The sequence below is a fragment of the Streptomyces sp. CAU 1734 genome (assembly GCF_039888735.1).
In the GTDB taxonomy this organism is placed as follows: Bacteria; Actinomycetota; Actinomycetes; order Streptomycetales; family Streptomycetaceae; genus Streptomyces.
Window position 1 is genome coordinate 100,204 of the sequence record NZ_JBDQQP010000022.1, and the last position, 20,833, is coordinate 121,036.

The following is a 20,833-nucleotide window of genomic DNA, read 5'->3' on the forward strand; positions in this document are numbered from 1 at the left end:
CCGCCGACCACGGGACGGGCGGAAGAGTGAGGAGTACGGGCATGAGAGCACGCATCGGGGCACGCACCGCGCTGGTGGGCATCACCGCGGCGGCCCTGGCCGCCACGGCGTTCACCGCCTCCGCGCGGGCGCAGCAGGGGGACCGGACACCGCAGCGGCCGGAGGTGCAGCGGGCCATGGACGCCATCGTGGCGAGCGGCATCCCCGGGGTGACCGCGCAGGTGAGAGAGGGAAACCGGGTCTGGAAGGGCACCTCGGGCGTCGGTGACCGCCGAACCGGCAAGCCGCGCGGGACCAACGACAAATTCCGGATCGCCAGCATCACCAAGACCTTTGTCGCCACGGTGATGCTCCAGCTGGAGGCCGAGGGGAGGCTCGGTCTCGGCGACACGGTGGAGAAGCATCTGCCGGGCCTGGTCCGGGGCAACGGCCACGACGGCCGGAAGATCACCGTGCGGCAGCTGCTGGAGCACACCAGCGGCGTATACGACTTCCTCAACGACACCGAGTACCGGAACAAGTACATGGCGGCCGGGGGCTTTCTGAAGCACCGCTACGACTACCGGAGCCCGCAGGTGGCGGTGGCCACCGCGATGAAGCACCCGCCCGGCTTCGAGCCCGGCACGGACTACGCGTACTCCAACACCAATTACGTCCTCGCCGCCCTGATCATGGAGAAGGTGACCGGCTCGACCTATGAGCGCGAGGTGCGCGAGCGCGTCATCGAGCCGCTGGGGCTGCGGGCCACCACCGCGCCCGGCAACCGGTCGCGGATGGAACTGCCGAGCAGCCGGGCGTATTCGAAGCTCTCCTTCGACCCCGCCGCGACCAGGATCCACGACGTCACCCACCAGAACGCCTCCCAGTCCTGGGCCGAGGGCGACATGATCTCCGACTCGCGGGATCTGAACCGGTTCTACCGCGCGCTGCTGGGCGGCAAGCTGCTGCCGGCCGCGCAGCTGAAGAAGATGAAGACCATCAGCCCCGCCTCGGACGACGCCGGCTCCGGCTATGGGCTCGGTCTGGAGCGGAATGTTCTGACCTGCGGAAAGACCAAGAAGACCATCTTCGGCCACGGCGGCGGCTGGATCGGCTCCACCTCGTACTCGGCGACCTCGGAGGACGGCAGCCGGTCCTTCACCTTCAACCTCAACGGGGACTGGTCCGACGGCGGGCTCGCCGAGCTGCTGACGGCCGGGTTCTGCGACGGCGCCGAGGCGAGGGCCGGCGCGAGCGCCGCGGAGCCGGACACGGGCCCGCGGGGGAGGACGGCCGCCCGGGAGGCCGCGGCCGGGTCCGGGCGCTGACCTTCCCGTACCACCGCCGCCGGGAACCGGCACACACCACACAGCGAGGAGCAGGACATGACAGCACACGTCGGAATAGCCCGGAGCGCGGCACGGGCCGGGGCGGCCGGGATCGTGGCGGCGGCCCTGGCCGCCACCGCCTTCGCCGCGCCCGCCCACGCGGAGCAGGCGGGCGAGCGCGGGCACCCGGCGGCCCGGCAGGCCATGGAGGCGATCGTGGCGGGCGGAATCCCCGGCGTGGTCGCGGCGGAGAGCGTCCGCGGCGGCTCCTGGAAGGACCACGCGGGCGTCGGCAACCGGACCACCGGGAAGCCGCGCGATGTGAACGACCGCTTCCGGATCGCCAGCATCACCAAGACCTTCGTGGCGACCGTACTGCTGAAGCTGGAGGCCGAGGGGAAGCTCGATCTCGACGACACGGTGGAGAAGCATCTGCCGGGAGTGGTCCGGGGCCATGGCAACGACGGCCGGAAGATCACCGTACGGCAGCTCCTCAACCACACCAGCGGGCTCTTCGACTATCTCGCCGACGAGGAGTACGTCAAGAAGTACCTGCTGGCCCCGGGCTTTCTGAAGCACCGGTACGACACGATTCCGCCCGAATACCATGTCGGGGTCGCCATGGGCCACGCACCGCTCTTCGAGCCCGGCGCCAAGCACAGTTACTCCAACACCAACTACATCCTGGCCGGCCTGATCATCGAGAAGGTGACCGGCTCGGCCTATGAGCGCGCGGTGCGCGAGCGCATCATCGAGCCGCTCGGTCTCACCTCCACCAGCCAGCCCGGCAACAGCGTCCACCTGCCGAAGCCGAGCAGCCGCGCGTACTCCAGCCTCTACGACTTCACCACGCCGGCGCCCAGGATCTACGACGTCACCAGGATGAACGGCTCACAGGGCTGGGCGGACGGCGACATCATCTCCACCACCGGCGATCTGAACCGGTTCTTCCGTGCCCTGCTCGGCGGCAAGGTGCTGCCGCCCGCGCAGCTCAGGGCCATGAAGACCGTGGTGCCCGCCGGGGATCTGGGCGAGGGCGGCGGATACGGCCTCGGTGTCTACACCTACAAGACCAGTTGCGGCACCAAGGTCTGGGGCCACAGCGGCGGGATCGTCGGCTCCGTCTCCGAGGTCGTGACCACGGAGAACGGCCGGCGTGCGGTCGCCTCCAACCAGAACGGCGACTGGAGCAGGGCGGCGTCCGTCACCGACGCGGCGTTCTGCGGCAACACCGCGGCGAAGGCGCGCAAGATCTACTGAGCGCGGCCCCGCCGGGCCGGGCGGAAACGAGTGTTCCGCCCGGCCCGCACGGCTCAGAGCGCCGGTGCGCGGCTGTGCCCGCCGGAGGCGGGACCGGATCTCGCCGCCCGTACGGTGCGCGGGCCGCGGGCCGGATGGACCGCCGGGCGCACGGTGCGCGGCTCGAAGGCGGCCGTCTCCGCGCTCCGGCCGGGCGGACAGGCCGCACCGCCGTCCCGGACCCGGACCAGCGCGAGAAAGGTCACCGGGCGCACCGCCCATTCGAGATGGTCGCCGCTGAGCGAGGTGAAGGCGAAACCGACCGGCAGGCCCCGGTGGAGCGCGGCGACCGCCTGCACATCGCCGGAGAGCCCGCCCTCGCCGTGGTCGTCGAGCGCCTCCAGAATGGCGTACCGGTCGCGCGGGCCCAGCAGCGCGGCCCGCGCCCGCACCGAGTCGCGCAGGGCCCGGATCGCCCGGCGCGGGGTGTCGGGCGCGCCCAGTTCCTGGGGTTCGGGGCAGCGTTCGTTCTCGTTCTCGGCACAGGGCCGGTGGAGCAGGAGTTCGTACCGGAGTCCGGTGCGGACCAGGGATGAGCGAATCCGTCGCGAGGGCGGCATTGCCCCCGGCCGGCTCGCCGAGTGGGACGGCGCGAGCATGTCTCGCCTCCTGTCGCAGTGGCATGGCCGGGAACCGGCCCGTGGTGGCGACGCACAGCGACGGTAGCGCCGCGCTCCGCCACGGCGCAACAGTGGGACGTCACACAGTTGTGCCGAACCCGGCCGCCGGCGCCCGCCGGGACGGCGAGGAGGGGCGCCGCGCGTTCAGCCCGCCGGACCTCCGGTCAGATGGTCGAACTCGCCCGCCTTGACGCCGCGCAGAAACGACCGCAGCCGCTCCACGGGCATCGTGATGACCTGGTCGGGGTGGTCGCTCTCGCGCAGGCGGATCATTCCGTCGACACCGGCCAGCTCGACACAGTCCTGAGTGTCGTCCGCACCCGAGAACGACGACTTCTGCCAGTGGATTGCCTCGGACATGCGGAAGAACTCACCGTTCCCGGGATATGCGCCGCAGCGCGGTGCGCGATTCATCGGGGTCGAGGGCGGCCGCCCCCGCCGACTCCAGCAGCACCCGGTACCGCGCCAGCTGCGGCTCGGCGTCCAGGAATCCACTGCCGAAGGCGCTGTCCAGCTGGACCGTGTCCAGCGGCGGAATGCCGGCGCTCGCGTACATCATCGAATGGACCGAACCGGTGATCCGGGCGCCGAAGGGGATCACCCGCACCGTGACACTCGGCCAGTGCGAGACCTCGTGCAGAAACTCCAGCTGCCCGCGCATGACCTCGTCCGAGCAGTACCGCATCCGCAGCGCGGCCTCGTGCACCAGTGCCTCGTACCGGGTCGGCACCGGGCGGTCGAAGATCCCCCGCCGGGATATCCGGAACTCCACCCGGGGAGCGAGCTCGGCCTCCGGGAGCCCCGCGACCCCGCCGAGGATCAACTCCCGGGCGTACTCCCGGGTCTGGAGGAGTCCGGGGATGTGCAGCATCTGGATCTGGCGGACCCCGGTGGCGTGGTGCTCCAGCTCGGCCAGATCGGGGAAACCGGGCGACAGCACCCCCCGGTACGCCTCCCACCAGCCCTTGGTGCGTTCCTCCGCCATCTGCGCCAGCGCGTCGACGAGATGCCGGTCGGTCGCGGAGTAGTGGGCGGCCAGCCGGCGCACGCGCTCGGCGCTCACCCCGTAACGGCCGGATTCGATATGGCTGATCTGGGCCCGCTCACCGCCCAGGAACGCGGCGGCGGTGGCGCCGGACATCCCCGCCCGTTCGCGCAGTTTCCGCAATTCCGCCCCCAGCCGCCGCTGTCGGGCGGTCGGATAACTCCTCGGCGGCATGGCGGCCCCTCCCCTTCGCGAGGCAATGAGTGTGCGCCAACACTGTGTCACGGCACCATGATTCGGGTGCGACGCCCGTCCCACTGTTGCGCCCCGCCGCTGCCCCTCCTGCTGCTCTCGGGGGCGCCGTCCTAGGCTGTCCCCATGACGACCGACGCAGTTCCCCCCGGGCCCGGCAGGCAGATCGAAACCCTCGACGAGCCGACGGCGGAACAGGCCGATGCCGTACTCACCCTGCTCGCGGAGGCCGCCGCGTCCGACGGGACCCAGGCCGTCTCCGAGCAGGGACGGCTCCAGCTCCGCGGCGGCCGGCGGGAGGGCGTGCGCCATCTGCTGCTGACCGCCGGCGGCGAGCTCGTCGGATACGCGCAGCTGGAGGACACCGACCCGGTCGAGGCCCCGGCCGCCGAACTGGTCGTCCACCCCTCGCACCGGGGGCAGGGCCACGGCCGGGCACTCGGCAGCGCGCTGCTCGCCGCCTCCGGCAAGCGGCTGCGGGTCTGGGCGCACGGCGGGCGCTCGGCCGCCCGCCATCTGGCCCAGGTGCTCGGCCTCACCCTCTTCCGCGAACTGCGCCAGCTGCGCAGGCCGCTGGAGCCGCTCGACCTCCCCGAGCCGGTGCTGCCGCCCGGGGTGAGTGTGCGCACCTTCGTCCCCGGGCAGGACGACGCCGCCTGGCTCGCGGTGAACGCCGCCGCCTTCGCCCACCACCCCGAGCAGGGCTCCCTCACCCAGCGGGACCTGGACGACCGCAAGGGCGAGCCCTGGTTCGACCCGGCCGGATTCTTCCTCGCCGAGCGGGACGGCGAGCTCATCGGCTTCCACTGGACCAAGGTCCACGCCGCGGAGCGGCTCGGCGAGGTGTACGTGGTCGGCATCCGGCCCGACGCCCAGGGCGGCGGCCTCGGCAAGGCGCTCACCGCGATCGGACTGCGCCATCTGGCGGCACAGCGGCTGCCCGCGGCGATGCTCTATGTGGACGCGGACAACACGGCCGCGGTGACCGTCTACGAACGGCTGGGCTTCATCACCCACGAGGTCGATCTGATGTACCGCACGGAGTCCTGACCGGCGGCGGCCCCGGGGAGCCCGCCCCGGGGCCGAAGCCCGGACACCGGTCCGCCCACCCCGGCGGAATCCCGCCATCCGGGCGCCCTTCCTTGATCACCGAGGCCCCCACACCCCATCCGGCCCGGAAACCTCGCAGCTCAGCGCCGGTATCCCAGCGGGCGCCGCATCGATTCCCCAGCGTCATATCCTCTTAACCGGCCATTCAGACAGCGTTGCGATCCTCACTCAATGCAGCCCGCTGTACCCGACTCGGTCACCATTCCGCCGGACGCCGTGATCCCCCCGGCCCGCTCCGACGCGCTCGTTCCGCCCACCACGCGGAAGAATGGGTTCATGAGTCAGCAGCCCGCCGAGGCATCGGTCCAGCATCCCCAGCCGTCCATCGGTTCCATAGCCGCGCACCGGCCGCACACGGTCGCCGCCACGGTCTCCGACCTGGAGCCCGATCTCGACGCGGATCTCGACGCGTACGACGAGGAGGAACACGGCGGCCCGGGCGGCGAACTGCCCCAGGGACGCTTCCTGGACCGGGAGCGGAGCTGGCTCGCCTTCAACGAACGAGTGCTGGAACTCGCCGAGGATCCGGCGACCCCCCTCCTCGAACGGGCTAACTTCCTCGCCATCTTCGCGTCCAACCTGGACGAGTTCTTCATGGTCCGGGTCGCCGGCCTCAAACGGCGCATCGCCACCGGGGTCGCCACCCGCTCCGCCTCCGGCCTCCAGCCGCGCGAGGTGCTGGATCTGATCTGGACCCGCTCCCGCGAGCTGATGGCCCGGCATGCCGCCACCTTCCAGCAGGACATCTCGCCCGCGCTGGCCGACGAGGGCATCCACCTCATCCGCTGGCCGGATCTGACCGAGAAGGAGCAGGCCCGGCTCTTCACCCTCTTCCGGCAGCGGATCTTCCCGGTGCTCACCCCGCTGGCGGTGGACCCGGCCCACCCCTTCCCGTACATCTCCGGGCTCTCCCTCAATCTGGCCGTCGTGGTCCGCAACCCCGTCAGCGGGCACCGCCACTTCGCCCGGGTCAAGGTCCCGCCGCTGCTCACCCGCTTCCTGGAGGCGTCGCCCCAGCGGTACGTCCCGCTGGAGGACGTCATCGCGGCCCATCTGGAGGAGCTCTTCCCCGGTATGGAGGTGCTGGCGCACCACATGTTCCGGGTCACCCGCAACGAGGACCTGGAGGTCGAGGAGGACGACGCCGAGAACCTCCTCAAGGCGCTGGAGAAAGAGCTGATGCGGCGCCGCTTCGGCCCGCCGGTCCGGCTGGAGGTCGAGGAGTCGATCGACCCGTACGTCCTCGATCTGCTGGTCCGCGAGCTGAAGATCACCGACGCCGAGGTCTATCCGCTGCCCGGCCCGCTCGATCTGACCGGTCTCTTCGGCATCGCCTCCCAGGACCGGCCCGAGCTGAAGTACAAGAAGTTCATCGCGGGCACCCACCGCGACCTCGCCGAGGTCGAGTCCGCCTCCGCGCCCGACATCTTCATGGCACTGCGCGAGCGGGACGTCCTGCTGCACCACCCGTACGACAGCTTCTCCACCTCCGTCCAGGCGTTCCTGGAGCAGGCCGCCGCCGACCCGGACGTCCTCGCGATCAAGCAGACGCTCTACCGGACCTCCGGCGACTCCCCGATAGTGGACGCGCTGATCGACGCGGCCGAATCCGGCAAGCAGGTGCTGGTCCTGGTCGAGATCAAGGCCCGCTTCGACGAACAGGCCAACATCAAGTGGGCCAGGAAGCTGGAGGAGTCCGGCTGCCATGTCGTCTACGGCCTGGTGGGCCTGAAGACCCACTGCAAGCTCTCCCTGGTGGTCCGCCAGGAGGGTGAGACCCTGCGCCGCTACAGCCATGTCGGCACCGGGAACTACCACCCCAAGACCGCCAGGCTCTACGAGGACCTGGGGCTGCTCACCGCCGACCCGCAGGTCGGCGCGGACCTCTCCGACCTCTTCAACCGGCTCTCGGGCTACTCCCGGCGCGAGACCTACCGCCGGCTCCTGGTGGCCCCCAAGTCGCTCCGCGACGGACTGGTCTCCCGCATCAACAAGGAGGCCGCGCACCACCGCGCGGGCCGGCCCGCCTATGTCCGCATCAAGGTCAACTCGATGGTGGACGAGGCGATCATCGACGCCTGCTACCGGGCGTCGATGGCCGGGGTGCCGGTGGACATCTGGGTACGCGGCATCTGCGCCATCCGGCCGGGTGTCACCGGGCTCTCCGAGAACATCCGGGTCCGCTCGGTGCTGGGGCGGTTCCTGGAGCACTCCCGGGTCTTCGCCTTCGGCAACGGCGGCGAGCCCGAGGTGTGGTTCGGCAGCGCCGACATGATGCACCGCAATCTCGACCGCCGGATCGAAGCGCTGGTCAGGGTCACCGACCCGGCGCACCGCGCGGCACTGACCCGGTTCATGGAGACCGGGATGTCCGATTCCACGTCCTCCTGGCACCTGGGCCCGGACGGGGCCTGGACCCGCCATGCGACCGACCCCGAGGGCCAGCCGCTGCGGAATGTGCAGGAGATGCTCATTGACGCCCGGAGGCGAAGGCGTGCCCAACCCTGATGTGACACGACTCCCCGCCCGGGGGAGAGTGCCGGCCCCGGACCGCGTGTCCGGGGCCGGCCGGACCGCCGGCGGCCCCGGTCTCCCGGGGCCGCCCGCCACGGCCGCGCTCACCGCGTATCTGAACGACCGGGCGGCGGAGTTCCTGCGCGGACTGCGGCTCCACGAGGAGAGCGGCGGGGGCGCGGGCCCGGAGGGAGCCGCGGCGGAGCACGCCGCCCGCGCCCTGCGGATGTCCTCCCGCCGGATCAGCGGCACGCTCCACACCTTCCGCCCGCTGCTCGACCCGGTCTGGGCGGACCGGCTCCGTACCGAACTGAACTGGCTCTCCGCCGTACTCGCCGAGGAACACGCCTGCCTCTCCCGGCTGAACCGGCTGCTGGACGCGCTCGGCCGGCTCTCCGGAGCCCCGGCCGGCACCGGCGGGCACAGCGGGCAGGACGGCACCGGCCACGGGCCCGCGGGCGGGCGGGCGGCGCTGCCCCGCCCGGCCGGCGGACGCACCGGCCGCGGACCCGCCCCGGCCGCCGGGCGCGGCACCCTCACCGCCGGCGCCGCCCGCGCCGCCGCCCTGCTGGAGCGCCGGCTCGATCCGGCCAGGACCCGGGCCCACTCGGCCGCCCTCCGGGCACTGGGCTCCGCCCGCTTCCACGCCCTCGCGGACTCCGTCGCCGTACTCGCCTCGGAGATCCCCCTCGTCCCCGTACCGCACCCCCTCCCGGAACCGCTGCCGGTCCCCGCCGCCGAAGAGCGGCTGCTGCACGCGGTGGCCGCCCTTCCGCCGGCCCCCGCGGGCCGGCTCCACCACGCGGAGGCACTGATGAACGGCCTCGCCATCGCCTCCTCCGAGGCGCAGGACGCCCCGTGGCACCGGGTGCGCCGGCTGCTGCGGCTGCACCGGTACGCCGGCGAGGTGCTGGCCGGTGAGCCGGATCCGGCCATGGCGGCGCTGCGCCGCGCCGGGGCGCTCCTGGACCGGCACCGGGACGCCGCGGAGGCGGCGGCAGCGGCGGCGGAGGCCGCCCGCACCCCCCGGATCGCCCCGGCGACCGCGTACGCGCTGGGCATCCTCCACGCCGACCAGCGGCACGAGGTGGAGGCCGTCCGGTTCGCCTTCCACGAGCTCTGGGCGCGGATCCCCGGCCACGGCCGGACCGGCCGCGCGGAGGGCCCGGCGCTGCCGGGAGCGGTCCGGTGACCCCCGGCGACGGGCCGGTGCTCGCGGCGGGATGCGTGCTGTGGCGCGTCTCCCCGTGCGGCGACGGCGTGGAGATCTGTCTCGTCCACCGCCCCAAGTACGACGACTGGTCCCATCCGAAGGGCAAGCTCAAGCGCGGCGAGGAATTCCGGGCCGCCGCCCTGCGCGAGGTCCTGGAGGAGACCGGGCGCGACTGCGCGCTCGGACCCGCGCTGCCGACCGTCCGCTACGAGGTCGACGGCCGGCCCAAGGAGGTCCGCTACTGGGCCGCCCGGGACACCGGCGGCTCCTTCGCCCCCAACAGCGAGGTCGACCGGCTCGTCTGGCTCTCCCCCGCCGCCGCCCGCGGCCGGCTGACGCAGATACGGGACCGGGAGCTCGTGACGGCCTTCCTCGACACCCTGAACCGCACCCCGGAGCGGACCCCGGACCCGGCCCCGGAGCGCTGACCCGCCGCCCGGCGCCCGTCAACACGCCGCCGCGCCCCCGTGTGTTCCCGGCGCGCGGGCGCCCGGGGCGCGTTACCTTGCGGGTTGATTTCCCGGACAGATCACCCCGCACGGGTCACGCGCGGGGCCGGGACGACGCGGGGGGCTCCGCCCCGGAGTGAGGAGGTGGACCGTTCCCGCGGATTCGCCGTGTCCACCCCGTCCGCCGGATCCGCCGGGCCCGCGCCCGCCCGCCCGGCCCCGTGCGCCACTCGGCGCACCCCCGTACGGGCTCCCCGGGGCGGCGCACCCAGCCGCCCGACACGGTTCACCTGGCGTTCACTCTCTCCCGTGGGCGGCTTCACCTGATCTGCTTAATTTCGGCCTTACGCGGTGACCGGCACAGGGCCGGCTCTCCCACACCCGACATACGCCGCCGTCGAACGTCAGGCCACGGTCATGGTTCACGGTCAAACGTCCGAGCGGCTTCTGGAAGGAAACACCCGAAAGTGAAGCTTCAGCGCAAGAACGGGCTTCGCGCCACCGCACTCGGCGCCCTGGCCGTCACCGGCGCACTGGTTCTCACGGCGTGTGGCTCGGACGACAACACCGCCGGCACCGGCGGCGGAGACGGCCGGACCGGCGCCGCGTCGAACATCAAGTGCGACGGGGCCACCGGCAAGCTGCTCGCCTCCGGTTCGAGTGCGCAGAAGAACGCCATGGACCTGTGGGTCAAGAACTACATGGCCGCCTGCTCGGGCGTGGAGATCAACTACAAGTCCTCCTCCTCCGGCGAGGGCATCGTCGCCTTCAACCAGGGGACGGTCGGGTTCGCCGGTTCCGACTCGGCGCTCAAGCCCGAGGAGGTCGCCGAGTCGAAGAAGATCTGCAAGAGCGGCCAGGGCATCAACCTGCCCATGGTCGGCGGCCCGATCGCGATCGGCTACAACCTCGACGGCGTCGACAAGCTGAACCTGGACGCCCCGACCATCGCCAAGATCTTCAACGGCAAGATCAAGAAGTGGAACGACCCGGCGATCACCAAGCTGAACGACGGCGCGGACCTCCCGGACAAGGCGATCCAGGCGTTCCACCGCTCCGAGGACTCCGGCACCACCCAGAACCTCGGCAAGTACCTCGGCGCCACCGCGAAGGCGGAGTGGCCGTACGAGGCCGAGAAGGCGTGGCCCGCCCCCGGCGGCCAGGCGGCCTCCGGCTCCTCCGGTGTCGCCGCGCAGGTCAAGCAGGTGGACGGCGCGATCGGCTACTTCGAGCTCTCCTACGCCACCTCGCAGTCCATCCGGACCGTGAGCATCGACACGGGCGCCGCCGCCCCGGTCGAGGCCACCTCGGAGAACGCCTCCAAGGCGATCGCCGCCGCGAAGGTGAAGGGCACCGGCAAGGACCTGGCGCTGGAGCTCGACTACACCACCAAGGCCGACGGCGCGTACCCGATCATCCTGGTGACCTACGAGGTCGTCTGCGACAGCGGCAACAAGCCGGAGACCCTGAGCACCGTCAAGTCCTTCCTGGGATACACCGCGAGCGACGAGGGCCAGAAGGTGCTCTCGGACGCCGGTTACGCCCCGATCCCGGCCGAGATCAACGCGAAGGTCCGCGAGACCGTCGCCGGCCTGAAGTAGCCCGGAGCGGTGGCGGGGCCCCCGCCCCCGCCACCGCCTCCCACCCGTCCTTCCCGTCCCTCCGGTGCACCGCCGCCAGGGGAGCCGAACCGCTCCCCCACACAGACCGGAAAGAACATGGTTTCCACCACTCCCATGGACTCTCCCCCCGGACCCGCCGGGCCCGGGGGAACCCCCGCCCCGCCGACCGGATCGCCCCTCCTGGAACCGAAGCCCCGGCCCAGCGGCCGCGCGGGCGACAAGATCTTCCTGGCGCTCTCCCGGGGCTCGGGCATTCTGCTGCTGGTCCTCATGGCGTCGATCGCCGTCTTCCTCGCCTACCGGGCCGCCATCGCCATCTCGGCGGACGAGGGCAACTTCCTCACCACCTTCGAGTGGAACCCGGCCGGGAACCCGCCGGTCTTCGGCATCGCGGTGCTGCTCTTCGGCACCATCGTCAGCTCGGTCATCGCCATGCTGATCGCCGTGCCGATCGCGGTCGGCATCGCGCTCTTCATCTCGCACTACGCCCCGCGCCGGCTCGCCGCGCCGATCGGTTACGTGGTCGATCTGCTGGCCGCCGTGCCGTCGATCATCTACGGCATCTGGGGTGCGCTCTTCCTCGTCCCGTATCTGGAGGGGCTCAACCTCTGGCTGGACGACTGGTTCAGCTGGACCTATGTCTTCGACAAGACCGAGATCGGGGTCGCCCGCTCGCTCTTCACCGTGGGCGTACTGCTGGCGATCATGATCCTGCCGATCGTGACCAGCGTCAGCCGCGAGGTCTTCCTCCAGGTCCCGAAGATGAACGAGGAGGCCGCCATCGCGCTCGGCGCCACCCGCTGGGAGGTCATCCGGATGTCGGTGCTCCCCTTCGGCCGCTCGGGAGTGATCTCGGCGTCGATGCTGGGCCTGGGCCGGGCACTGGGCGAGACGATGGCCGTCGCCACCGTGCTCTCGCCGAGCTTCGTCATCTCGCTCCATGTCCTCGACCCGGGCGGCGGCACCTTCGCCCAGAACATCGCGGCCAAGTTCGACGAGGCCAATGAGCTGGGCCGGGACGCCCTGATCGCCTCCGGCCTGGTGCTGTTCATCCTGACCCTGCTGGTCAACGGCGCGGCCCGGCTCATCATCGCCCGCCGCAAGGAGTACTCGGGGGCCAACGCATGAGCCAGACCGCCGTCCGGGACACCCCGGCACCCACCCCGCCCCCCGCCCCCGTGAACAGCCTGAGCAGCAGGGCGCTGCCGCGCTGGGCCCCCCTCGGCTTCGCCGCCGCGGGCCTCGTCCTCGGCTGCGGCCTGGGCGCGCTCGCCGGCTGGCAGAGCCGGACCCAGTGGGGCCTGGTCTCCGCCCTCTTCTTCCTGGTCATCTCCTACGCCGTCACCTCGGCGGTCGAGAACCGCCGCCAGGCCACGGACCGGCTCGCCACCAGCATCGTCTGGGTCTGCTTCATCCTCGCCGTCGTCCCGCTGCTCTCACTGATCTGGGTGACCGTCAGCCGCGGTGTGAAGGTGCTCGACGGCTACTTCCTCACCCACTCGATGGCGGGTGTCCCCGGCTTCGAACCGGGCGGCGGCGTCTACCACGCGATCGTCGGCACCCTCCAGCAGGTCGGCCTCGCCACCGCGGTCTCGGCCCCGCTCGGCCTGCTGACCGCGATCTATCTGGTCGAGTACGGCAAGGGCGCGCTGGCGAAGGCCGTCACCTTCTTCGTGGACGTGATGACGGGCATCCCGTCGATCGTCGCCGGACTCTTCATCCTCTCGATCATGCTGATGTTCGGTCTGAGCCCGTCCGGGCTGATGGGCGCGATGGCGCTGGCGATCCTGATGATCCCGGTCGTGGTCCGCTCCACCGAGGAGATGCTGAAGCTGGTCCCCAACGAGCTGCGCGAGGCGTCGCTCGCCCTCGGGGTGCCGAAGTGGCGCACCATCCTCAAGGTGGTCATCCCGACCGCGCTCGGCGGAATCACCACCGGTGTGATGCTGGCGATCGCCCGCATCGCCGGCGAGACCGCCCCGATCATGCTGCTGGTCTTCGGCAGCCAGCTGATCAACGCCAATCCGTTCGAAGGCGCCCAGTCCTCGCTCCCCTTCTACATCTGGGAGCAGTACCGGGTCGGCAGCGAGGCGTCGTACGACCGCGCCTGGGCGGCCGCGCTCGTCCTGATCGCCTTCGTCATGATCCTCAACCTGGTGGCCCGGGGCATCGCCCGCTGGAAAGCCCCGAAGACCGGCCGTTAAGCAGCCATACGCGGCTTACGCCGTTTATGTCATCCTGAAAGTGATCTGACCATGGCCAAGCGAATCGATGTCAGCGGACTGACGGCCTACTACGGCAACCACAAGGCGATCGAGGACATCTCGATGACCGTGGAGCCGCGCTCGGTGACGGCCTTCATCGGCCCCTCCGGCTGCGGCAAGTCCACCTTCCTGCGCACCCTCAACCGGATGCACGAGGTCACCCCCGGCGGCCGGGTCGAGGGCAAGGTGCTGCTGGACGACGAGAACCTCTACGGCAGCAGCGTCGACCCGGTCACGGTGCGCCGCACCGTCGGCATGGTCTTCCAGCGCCCCAACCCCTTCCCCACAATGTCGATCTTCGACAATGTGGCGGCGGGTCTGCGCCTGAACGGCGCCTACAAGAAGAACAAGCTGGCCGACGTGGTCGAGAAGTCGCTGCGCGGCGCCAACCTCTGGAACGAGGTCAAGGACCGCCTCAACAAGCCGGGCTCCGGCCTCTCGGGCGGCCAGCAGCAGCGGCTCTGCATCGCCCGCGCGATCGCGGTCGAGCCGGAGGTCCTGCTGATGGACGAGCCCTGCTCGGCCCTGGACCCGATCTCCACGCTGGCGATCGAGGACCTGATCGGTGAGCTGAAGGAGCGGTTCACGATCGTGATCGTGACCCACAACATGCAGCAGGCGGCGCGGGTCTCCGACCGGACGGCCTTCTTCAACCTCGCCGCGGTGGGACAGCCCGGCAGGCTGATCGAAATAGACGAAACGGAACGGATCTTCGCGAACCCGTCGGTGCAGGCGACGGAGGACTACATCTCCGGCCGCTTCGGCTGATCCCGCCACCCCCACTCGTCCTGCGGTGCTGCATGGCGGTGCCACCCCAGGACCCCCGGGCCCGCCCTCTTCTCCCCCGAGGGCGGGCCCGGGCATGCGCGCGTCCCCCATGCCATGCCCGGGGTGCGGGTGCCTTTCCGGGGCTCCGCCCGGCCCCGGCGCCTCAATCTCCCCCAGAGCTTCGCCTGGGAGGTACCCCCAGCGAGGCTGAGTTTGGTGCTGTTGTCCGCTGGTGCGGGCGGGTGTGGGGGCGGTGAGATGTCGTCGCCTGTGTTGTTTCGGGTTGCCCGGGGTGCGGGCCTACAGACGCCTTCGGCGCCTTGCAGTGCCTCGGGGCCTTGCTCCGTTCACTCCCCTCCGGTGCGCGGGTACGGGGCGGGAGTGCTTGTGTCATGGCGGCCCGGGGGTCCTCCGGGCTCGACTCCTCAGAGCCGGCGGAAACCGGCCCGCTTGTCCCGTGCACCCCGGTCTTACCGCCGACTCTTCCGGGGACGACCCTGCACACCCCCTCCACGAGCATCGCCCGATAAGCAGCCCCCCACCCCAAGCAGCCTGTTTCCGGTGCGGGAGCGCCCGCCCAGAAGCACCCGCCCACTCTGACGCCCATCACCCACCCACCCCCGGACGACCTTCCGGACCCGGGTTCCCCGCCTTGTGAAACCGACTCGGAACGCGCAGACGGGCAAAGCACCGTCATCACGCACTGGGCTTACTCGCGGAAGGGGGGACGCGCAGGAGCGGTACTGGGGCGTCAAGCGTGATTTGTGGCGCACAGGAGAAAGACCAAAACAAGGGCGGCACATGCGCCGTAAATCATGCAGCCCCAGTGCCGAACCGGAGCGGCACCCAACCCGCACCAACAAGCACCCAACCCGAGCAAACGGGCAACCCGCACCAACAACAGCCCAGCCGGCGATTGAGGCGGCGCCCACCCCGGACCAGGGTGACCAAAACCAAGCCCCGCCGGAGGCAACCGCGCCACCCCCGGGGCCGAGCCCCGGACAACGCACCCCCGGCATCAGCCGAAGATCAGCCAGACCACGCCATAACTCGTCGCCGCCACCGCCGCCGCCGCCGGCATCGTAATGAACCACCCCAGAATGATGTTCTTCGCAACCCCCCACCGCACCGCGTTCAGCCGCTTCGTCGCCCCCACCCCCATAATCGCCGAGGTGATCACGTGCGTCGTCGAGATCGGCGCGTGGAACAGGAACGCCGACCCGAACATGATCGACGCCCCAGTCGTCTCCGCCGCGAACCCCTGCGGCGGATCCAGCTCGATGATCTTGCGCCCGAGCGTCCGCATGATGCGCCAGCCGCCCGCGTACGTCCCCAGTGACAGCATCACCGCACAGGCGATCTTGACCCAGACCGGGATCTCGTCGCCCTGCTGTTCCACATCGGCGATGACCAGCGCCATCACCACGATGCCCATGGTCTTCTGCGCGTCCTGGAGGCCGTGGCCGAGTGCCATCGCCGCCGCCGAGACGGTCTGGGCGATCCGGAAGCCGCGCTTGGCCTTGTGCGGATTGGCCTTCCGGAACATCCACAGGATGGCGACCATCACCAGATAGCCGGCGATCAGCCCGACGAACGGCGAGACGAACATCGGGATGACGACCTTCTCCAGCACGCCGGACCAGATCACCTCCGTACCGCCCGCCAGCGCCGCGCCGACCATGCCGCCGAACAGCGCGTGGGAGGAGGACGACGGCAGCCCGAAGTACCAGGTGACGAGGTTCCAGACGATCGCGCCGAGCAGCGCGGCGAAGAGGATGCCCATCCCCTTGCTGCCCTGGGGCGTGGCGATCAGGCCCTCGCTGACCGTCTTGGCCACTCCCTGGCCGAGGAACGCGCCGGCCAGGTTCATCACGGCGGCCATCGCCAGCGCCACCCGGGGGGTCAGCGCACGGGTGGAGACGGAGGTCGCGATCGCGTTCGCGGAGTCGTGGAAGCCATTGGTGTAGGTGAATCCGAGCGCGACACCGATGGTCACGACCAGAGCGAAGGTGTCCACGTGGTTCAGGACTCCTTGACCGCGATGGTCTCCACGGTGTTCGCGACGTGCTCGAAAGCGTCCGCGGCCTCTTCCAGCACGTCGACGATCTGCTTGAGCTTGAGCACCTCGAGGGTGTCGTACTTGCCGCTGAAGAGGTGGGCGAGCAGCTTGCGGTGGATCTGGTCGGCCTGGTTCTCCAGGCGGTTGACCTCGATCCAGTACTCGGTGAGGTTCTCCATGGTCCGCAGATGCGGCATGGCCTCGGCGGTCAGCGCCGCCGCCCGGGCCAGTACCTCGATCTGCTGCTCGACGCCCTTGGGCAGCTCGGCGACCTGGTAGAGGACGACGAGGTCGACGGCCTCCTCCATGAAGTCCATGATGTCGTCGAGCGAGGACGCGAGCTTGTAGATGTCCTCGCGGTCGAACGGCGTGATGAACGAGGAGTTCAGCTGGTGGAAGATGGCATGGGTGGCGTCGTCGCCGGCGTGCTCCGCCGCCCGCATCCGCTCCGCGATCTCGGCCCGGGAAGACGTATCGGCCCCGAGCAGTTCCATCAGGAGCTTGGAGCCCGTGACGATGTTGTCCGCGGACGCGGCGAACATGTCGTAGAAGCTCGTCTCCCTGGGGGTCAGACGAAATCGCACGTGGGGTCCTCGGGAAGCTCTGGGTTCGGACAGGCTGATGCTAGGCGCATTCATCCGGCCACGGCCAACCGGCATTCCTCAGTGTCGCCCATAGGACACCATGACCGGGAAGGGGCCGGTACGGCACGCGCGGGCCCATCTTCGCGAGATTCGGTACCATATACCCATGCGGGGTATGCAGCCCCGCTTGTCGAGCAGAATATTCGCAGATCATTTTCGGACACACAGCGCAGGACAACGGGAGGATCCGATGACGACCACCGAGGCGGCCGGCCCCCCGGCCGCGGACATCACCACCGCAGGCATCGGCACCGCGGACATCACCACCGCTCAGACCGCGGCACAGGCCGTCACGGACCATGACCGCGGGGTGCACGGCTACCACAAGCAGAAGGACGAGCACCTGAAGCGGCTGCGCCGGATCGAGGGCCAGATCCGCGGCCTTCAGCGGATGGTCGACGAGGACGTCTACTGCATCGACATACTGACCCAGGTCTCCGCCTCCACCAAGGCTCTCCAGTCCTTCGCGCTCCAGCTGCTGGAGGAGCATCTGCGCCACTGTGTCGCCGACGCCGCGGTCAAGGGCGGAACCGAGATCGACGCGAAGGTGGAAGAGGCGACGAAGGCGATCGCCCGGCTGCTGCGGACCTGACCCGCGCGAAGGGCCCGATGCCCAGGCGTACGGCCGGAGCGGCTCGACCGCCCCGGCCCGCCCGCGGTCACCCCTGCTGGACCTGGCGCGCGGCCCGTTCGGCCGCCACCTTCAGCACCTCGTCGATACGGTCAGAGCTGAGCCGCTCCCCATCCGCGGCCGAGGCCGCGATGATCAGATCACCGCACAGCTCGATCTCGGCGAGGGCCACGTGGTCCTGGACCAACGTCGTACTGGGCGGAGCCACGTGCATTCACCTCTTCCTGCCGGTACCGACTTCCTAGCGTAGGGAGTGCCGAACAGACCGCGCATGGCACGTCCGGACCATTTAGGGCCTGTCTTAAGTCCCTTCCCGCGAGCTCCGATCGCTGATCCTCACCCGCTGATCCGCCCGGCGTAGATGTCCCGCCGGTCGGGCAGCCGCACGGTGACCGGGGTGCCGAAGGCGTAGAGCTCGGTGGTCGAGGTGACCGCGACGGTGCGCTTGCCGTTGGTGAAGCTGAACTGATGGCGCACCTTGCGCACCCGGCCCCGGTCGTCGAGGAAGACGTCGAACGGCACGGAGTCCCTGGCGAACCCTTTCGCCGCCGCGGTGAGCGAGTCCCGTGCGTACCCCCGCGCGAGCAGCGCCGCCCGCTCGATGTCGGCGGATCCCCGGTAGTGCCGCACCGCCGTGCCGTCGCCGAACCGCCGCACACCCACGAACGTCACATCCCGCGCGCTGCGCAGCAGCTCGGCCGCGGCGAGCGGATCGGTCGCACCGCCGGTGACGAGATTGCCGTCCGCCAGCGTCGCCGTGTCGACCCGCACCCATTTGTCGGCGGGCACCCCGGCGCCCCGGTTCTTGAGATAGAGCGCCCCGGTGGTCATCAGCTCGGTCACCGGACGGCGGCTGTCCGCGCCCGACGGCTCCTCGGGCAGCACCACGGTCAGCCGCCCCATCCGGCGCCGGAAGTCATAGCCGCCCTCGCCCCGGATCGTCACCCGCGTACCGCCGGTGGCCGACTCCATGAAGGTACGGGCCCGGGCGCTGCCCGCGGCGATCAGCGCGTCGGCCGCCTCCCGCACCCGCCTGGCCCCTTGGGCGGCGTCCGGCACATCGGGCGGGCCCTGGAGCCCGGCGGTCCGCTCCGGGGCCGCACCGCTGCTCACCGCCGCACCGGTGCTCACCGCCGCCGCGGGCTCCGGCGCCCGGCCGGTGGAGGTCCCGCGCACCGGACCGGCCCCCGCCGGGGATCCCGCGCCCTCCCCGGAACAGCCGCCGGCCGCCATCACACCCAGTACGGCCGCGGCGACGGCGACCGCGCCGCCCGTCCGCCTGTGCTGCTGCACCACCATCGTCTGCCAAACCCCCAACACGGGAAGACTCCTCGGCCGGACCCCCGCCCCGCCCTGCGCCGGAGCGGCACGGGGAAGAGCCCTCACCGCCTAACGAGAACCGGCGCCCGCCGTCACGCCGGGTACACCCGACCCGCGCCGCGCAGTACGGTGGTGAGGTGCTGCCGCAAGACGCCCCGGCCACCGTCCCGGGCCCGGATGACACCTCCCTCGACACCCCGCACACCATCACCGTGAGCGAGCGCGGCTCCTTCACCCTGGCCCGCTGTGTCTGCGGCTGGTCCGGCCCCGCGCGGCGGTCCCGGGACAGAGCCCGCTCCGACGCCCGTACGCATGCGCCGGCGGCCCCCGAGAGCTGAGAAGGCCGCCCCTTGAGCCGGGCGGCCGTGGACGCTCCGTCCGCACTCCCCGGAACACCGGGCGGTTCACCCGGCCGGCGGCACCCGTACCCCTGATGGCGGCGTCCGGATGGCCGACGGCCCGGAAGGGCGGTGCCCTGGGGTGAGAGGTACCCGCGCGCGACCGCCCGCCGGCGGTTCCGGGTCCGTCCCGGGCCCGGCGGGCCGATTCCGTACCGCGGTCATTGTCGTGGTTCCAGCCCGGTCAGCAGCCCCGCCCGACCGTGCCGGCGGTTCTCCCCGCGCCCGTCCCGGCCGCCCCGCGCGGACCGGCGGCGGAGGCGGACGGCACCCGGCACGGTCCCGACGCCGAGGACGTCACCCCATGAACCCATCCGCGGGCCGCAGCGCCCGAATAGCCGCGGCCGCCGCGCTCACCCTGTTCCTGCCCCTGGCGGGCGCGGCACCCGCCGCGGCCTCGTCCGGGTCCACATCGTCGAAGCCGGACGGCCCGATCGAGAGCTCACTCGCCGTCGCGGGGACGGGGGCGATAGCCGCCGCGAGCACCGTCATGATCGTCCGCCGCCATGAGCGGCGCAGCCGCAACAGCCGCCGCTGACCCGCCGAAGCCCGTGAGCCCCGGAGTCCTGGACGGGAGTCAGGCGGCGAGGTCCTTCTCGCCCTTGCCCTCGGTACGCGGCTCCGGGATGCCGAAGTGCCCGGAGCGCTCGCCGTCCCGCCCCCGGCCCGCGTTCCCGGCCCGTACGAGCCCACCGGCCCGCGATCCGGCGATCGCCGAGACCAGCGGGGTCAGCAGCGCCAGCGCGAGCGGGGCGAGCAGCAGGGTGACCGCCGTGCCGAGGGCGAGACCGCCGATGACATCGGTGGGGTAGTGGACTCCCATGTAGATCCGCAGGAATCCCTCGGCGAAGGCGAGGCCGAGCGCCACGAAACCGAATCTGCGGTGGGCGAGGAAGATTCCGACCGCCAGGGCCATGGCCATCGTGGAGTGATCGCTGACGAACGAGAAGTCGGTCTTGCCGGAGACCAGGACTTCCAGGCCGTCGTGGTCGACAAAGGGACGCGGGCGTTCGACGAATCCCCGGATGGGGATGTTCACCACCACCGCGGCGGCGGCGGCCAGCGGCGCCCAGGCCAGTCCGGCGACGGCGGCGACCGAATCCTCGGCGGTGCCCTGGCGGCGCGCGCTCCACCAGGCCCAGAGCCCGACGATGCCCATGGCGAGCATGATCCCGGTCTCGCCGACGAACCCCATGATGGAGTCGACCCAGGGCGGGGCGGCCTTGGAGAGACCGTTGATGTCATAGAGCAGACTGAGGTCGGCTCCCGACCCGCCGCCCGCAGTCGCGAGAGGGGTCTCCTGTGCGAGTCCAGCCATCTGCTCCGACCCCTTGCCTTCGTCTGCCCTGAACTGCCCTGAACTGCTCTGCGCCGCGTC

The 20,833-nt window shown here is 71.2% G+C and carries 21 protein-coding genes; 13 read left to right on the forward strand and 8 right to left on the reverse strand.

What is annotated here, in order from left to right:
* Positions 1-41: 41 nt before the first annotated feature.
* Together AAFN69_RS31915 and AAFN69_RS31920 are read left to right on the forward strand one after the other, a co-directional pair.
* Positions 42-1,307, forward strand: coding sequence for a serine hydrolase domain-containing protein (locus AAFN69_RS31915; RefSeq protein ID WP_347732385.1), 1,266 nt, complete (start codon positions 42-44; stop codon positions 1,305-1,307).
* 57 nt (positions 1,308-1,364) lie between these two features.
* The gene (locus AAFN69_RS31920; protein ID WP_347732386.1) at positions 1,365-2,567 is read left to right on the forward strand and encodes a serine hydrolase domain-containing protein; all 1,203 of its coding nucleotides are present in this window, start codon (positions 1,365-1,367) and stop codon (positions 2,565-2,567) included.
* Between the two features lie 53 nt (positions 2,568-2,620).
* On the opposite strand, the gene AAFN69_RS31925 is transcribed toward AAFN69_RS31920, so the two are convergent.
* The 3 genes from AAFN69_RS31925 to AAFN69_RS31935 form a co-directional block, all read right to left on the reverse strand.
* Entirely contained in the window at positions 2,621-3,205 is a 585-nt protein-coding gene (locus tag AAFN69_RS31925; RefSeq protein WP_347732387.1) for a hypothetical protein, read from the reverse strand.
* A 165-nt stretch (positions 3,206-3,370) separates the two neighbouring features.
* Positions 3,371-3,586 (reverse strand): DUF397 domain-containing protein, encoded by a 216-nt coding sequence (locus AAFN69_RS31930; protein WP_347732388.1) that lies wholly within the window; start codon positions 3,584-3,586, stop codon positions 3,371-3,373.
* Between the two features lie 10 nt (positions 3,587-3,596).
* Complete coding sequence (locus AAFN69_RS31935) at positions 3,597-4,445, reverse strand: helix-turn-helix transcriptional regulator (protein ID WP_347732389.1); 849 nt, start codon at positions 4,443-4,445, stop codon at positions 3,597-3,599.
* 144 nt (positions 4,446-4,589) lie between these two features.
* Between AAFN69_RS31935 and mshD the strand changes: the two genes are divergently transcribed.
* The 8 genes from mshD (at position 4,590) to pstB (ending at position 14,403) form a co-directional block, all read left to right on the forward strand.
* On the forward strand, positions 4,590-5,513 hold the full coding sequence (gene mshD / locus AAFN69_RS31940; RefSeq protein ID WP_347732390.1) for a mycothiol synthase: 924 nt from the start codon (positions 4,590-4,592) through the stop codon (positions 5,511-5,513).
* Between the two features lie 336 nt (positions 5,514-5,849).
* Positions 5,850-8,081 (forward strand): RNA degradosome polyphosphate kinase, encoded by a 2,232-nt coding sequence (locus AAFN69_RS31945; RefSeq protein ID WP_347732391.1) that lies wholly within the window; start codon positions 5,850-5,852, stop codon positions 8,079-8,081.
* A complete protein-coding gene (locus AAFN69_RS31950; protein WP_347732392.1) occupies positions 8,068-9,279 on the forward strand; it encodes a CHAD domain-containing protein in 1,212 nt (403 codons plus the stop codon). Before AAFN69_RS31945 ends, AAFN69_RS31950 begins: the two co-directional genes overlap by 14 nt.
* Positions 9,276-9,728: an NUDIX hydrolase gene (locus tag AAFN69_RS31955; RefSeq protein ID WP_347732393.1), complete on the forward strand. Its 453-nt coding sequence runs from the start codon at positions 9,276-9,278 to the stop codon at positions 9,726-9,728. Before AAFN69_RS31950 ends, AAFN69_RS31955 begins: the two co-directional genes overlap by 4 nt.
* A 488-nt stretch (positions 9,729-10,216) precedes the next feature.
* Complete coding sequence (pstS, locus tag AAFN69_RS31960) at positions 10,217-11,350, forward strand: phosphate ABC transporter substrate-binding protein PstS (protein WP_347732394.1); 1,134 nt, start codon at positions 10,217-10,219, stop codon at positions 11,348-11,350.
* Between the two features lie 117 nt (positions 11,351-11,467).
* Positions 11,468-12,499 carry a phosphate ABC transporter permease subunit PstC gene (pstC, locus tag AAFN69_RS31965; protein WP_347732395.1) on the forward strand — a complete coding sequence of 344 codons (1,032 nt, stop codon included), beginning with the start codon at positions 11,468-11,470 and terminating at the stop codon, positions 12,497-12,499.
* On the forward strand, positions 12,496-13,575 hold the full coding sequence (gene pstA / locus AAFN69_RS31970; protein ID WP_347732396.1) for a phosphate ABC transporter permease PstA: 1,080 nt from the start codon (positions 12,496-12,498) through the stop codon (positions 13,573-13,575). Before pstC ends, pstA begins: the two co-directional genes overlap by 4 nt.
* A gap of 51 nt (positions 13,576-13,626) precedes the next feature.
* Entirely contained in the window at positions 13,627-14,403 is a 777-nt protein-coding gene (gene pstB / locus AAFN69_RS31975; protein WP_347732397.1) for a phosphate ABC transporter ATP-binding protein PstB, read from the forward strand.
* Between the two features lie 1,018 nt (positions 14,404-15,421).
* Here pstB and AAFN69_RS31980 read toward each other — a convergent pair.
* Both AAFN69_RS31980 and AAFN69_RS31985 read right to left on the reverse strand, forming a co-directional pair.
* Positions 15,422-16,420, reverse strand: coding sequence for an inorganic phosphate transporter (locus tag AAFN69_RS31980; RefSeq protein ID WP_347732398.1), 999 nt, complete (start codon positions 16,418-16,420; stop codon positions 15,422-15,424).
* A 5-nt stretch (positions 16,421-16,425) separates the two neighbouring features.
* Positions 16,426-17,046, reverse strand: a complete 621-nt coding sequence (locus AAFN69_RS31985) for a DUF47 family protein (protein ID WP_347732399.1) — start codon at positions 17,044-17,046, stop codon at positions 16,426-16,428.
* 250 nt (positions 17,047-17,296) lie between these two features.
* Between AAFN69_RS31985 and AAFN69_RS31990 the strand changes: the two genes are divergently transcribed.
* Complete coding sequence (locus AAFN69_RS31990) at positions 17,297-17,698, forward strand: metal-sensitive transcriptional regulator (protein ID WP_347732400.1); 402 nt, start codon at positions 17,297-17,299, stop codon at positions 17,696-17,698.
* Positions 17,699-17,765: 67 nt separating this feature from the next.
* Here the strand turns inward: AAFN69_RS31990 and AAFN69_RS31995 are convergent, their stop codons facing one another.
* Both AAFN69_RS31995 and AAFN69_RS32000 read right to left on the reverse strand, forming a co-directional pair.
* Positions 17,766-17,951: a hypothetical protein gene (locus AAFN69_RS31995; protein WP_347732401.1), complete on the reverse strand. Its 186-nt coding sequence runs from the start codon at positions 17,949-17,951 to the stop codon at positions 17,766-17,768.
* Positions 17,952-18,073: 122 nt separating this feature from the next.
* Positions 18,074-19,036 (reverse strand): hypothetical protein, encoded by a 963-nt coding sequence (locus AAFN69_RS32000; protein WP_347732411.1) that lies wholly within the window; start codon positions 19,034-19,036, stop codon positions 18,074-18,076.
* Between the two features lie 161 nt (positions 19,037-19,197).
* On the opposite strand from AAFN69_RS32000, the gene AAFN69_RS32005 reads away from it, so the two are divergent.
* Positions 19,198-19,395, forward strand: a complete 198-nt coding sequence (locus AAFN69_RS32005) for a hypothetical protein (RefSeq protein WP_347732412.1) — start codon at positions 19,198-19,200, stop codon at positions 19,393-19,395.
* A 364-nt stretch (positions 19,396-19,759) separates the two neighbouring features.
* Positions 19,760-19,993: a hypothetical protein gene (locus AAFN69_RS32010; protein WP_347732402.1), complete on the forward strand. Its 234-nt coding sequence runs from the start codon at positions 19,760-19,762 to the stop codon at positions 19,991-19,993.
* 39 nt (positions 19,994-20,032) lie between these two features.
* On the opposite strand, the gene AAFN69_RS32015 is transcribed toward AAFN69_RS32010, so the two are convergent.
* A complete protein-coding gene (locus tag AAFN69_RS32015) occupies positions 20,033-20,773 on the reverse strand; it encodes a phosphatase PAP2 family protein (protein ID WP_347732403.1) in 741 nt (246 codons plus the stop codon).
* Positions 20,774-20,833 lie beyond the last annotated feature (60 nt).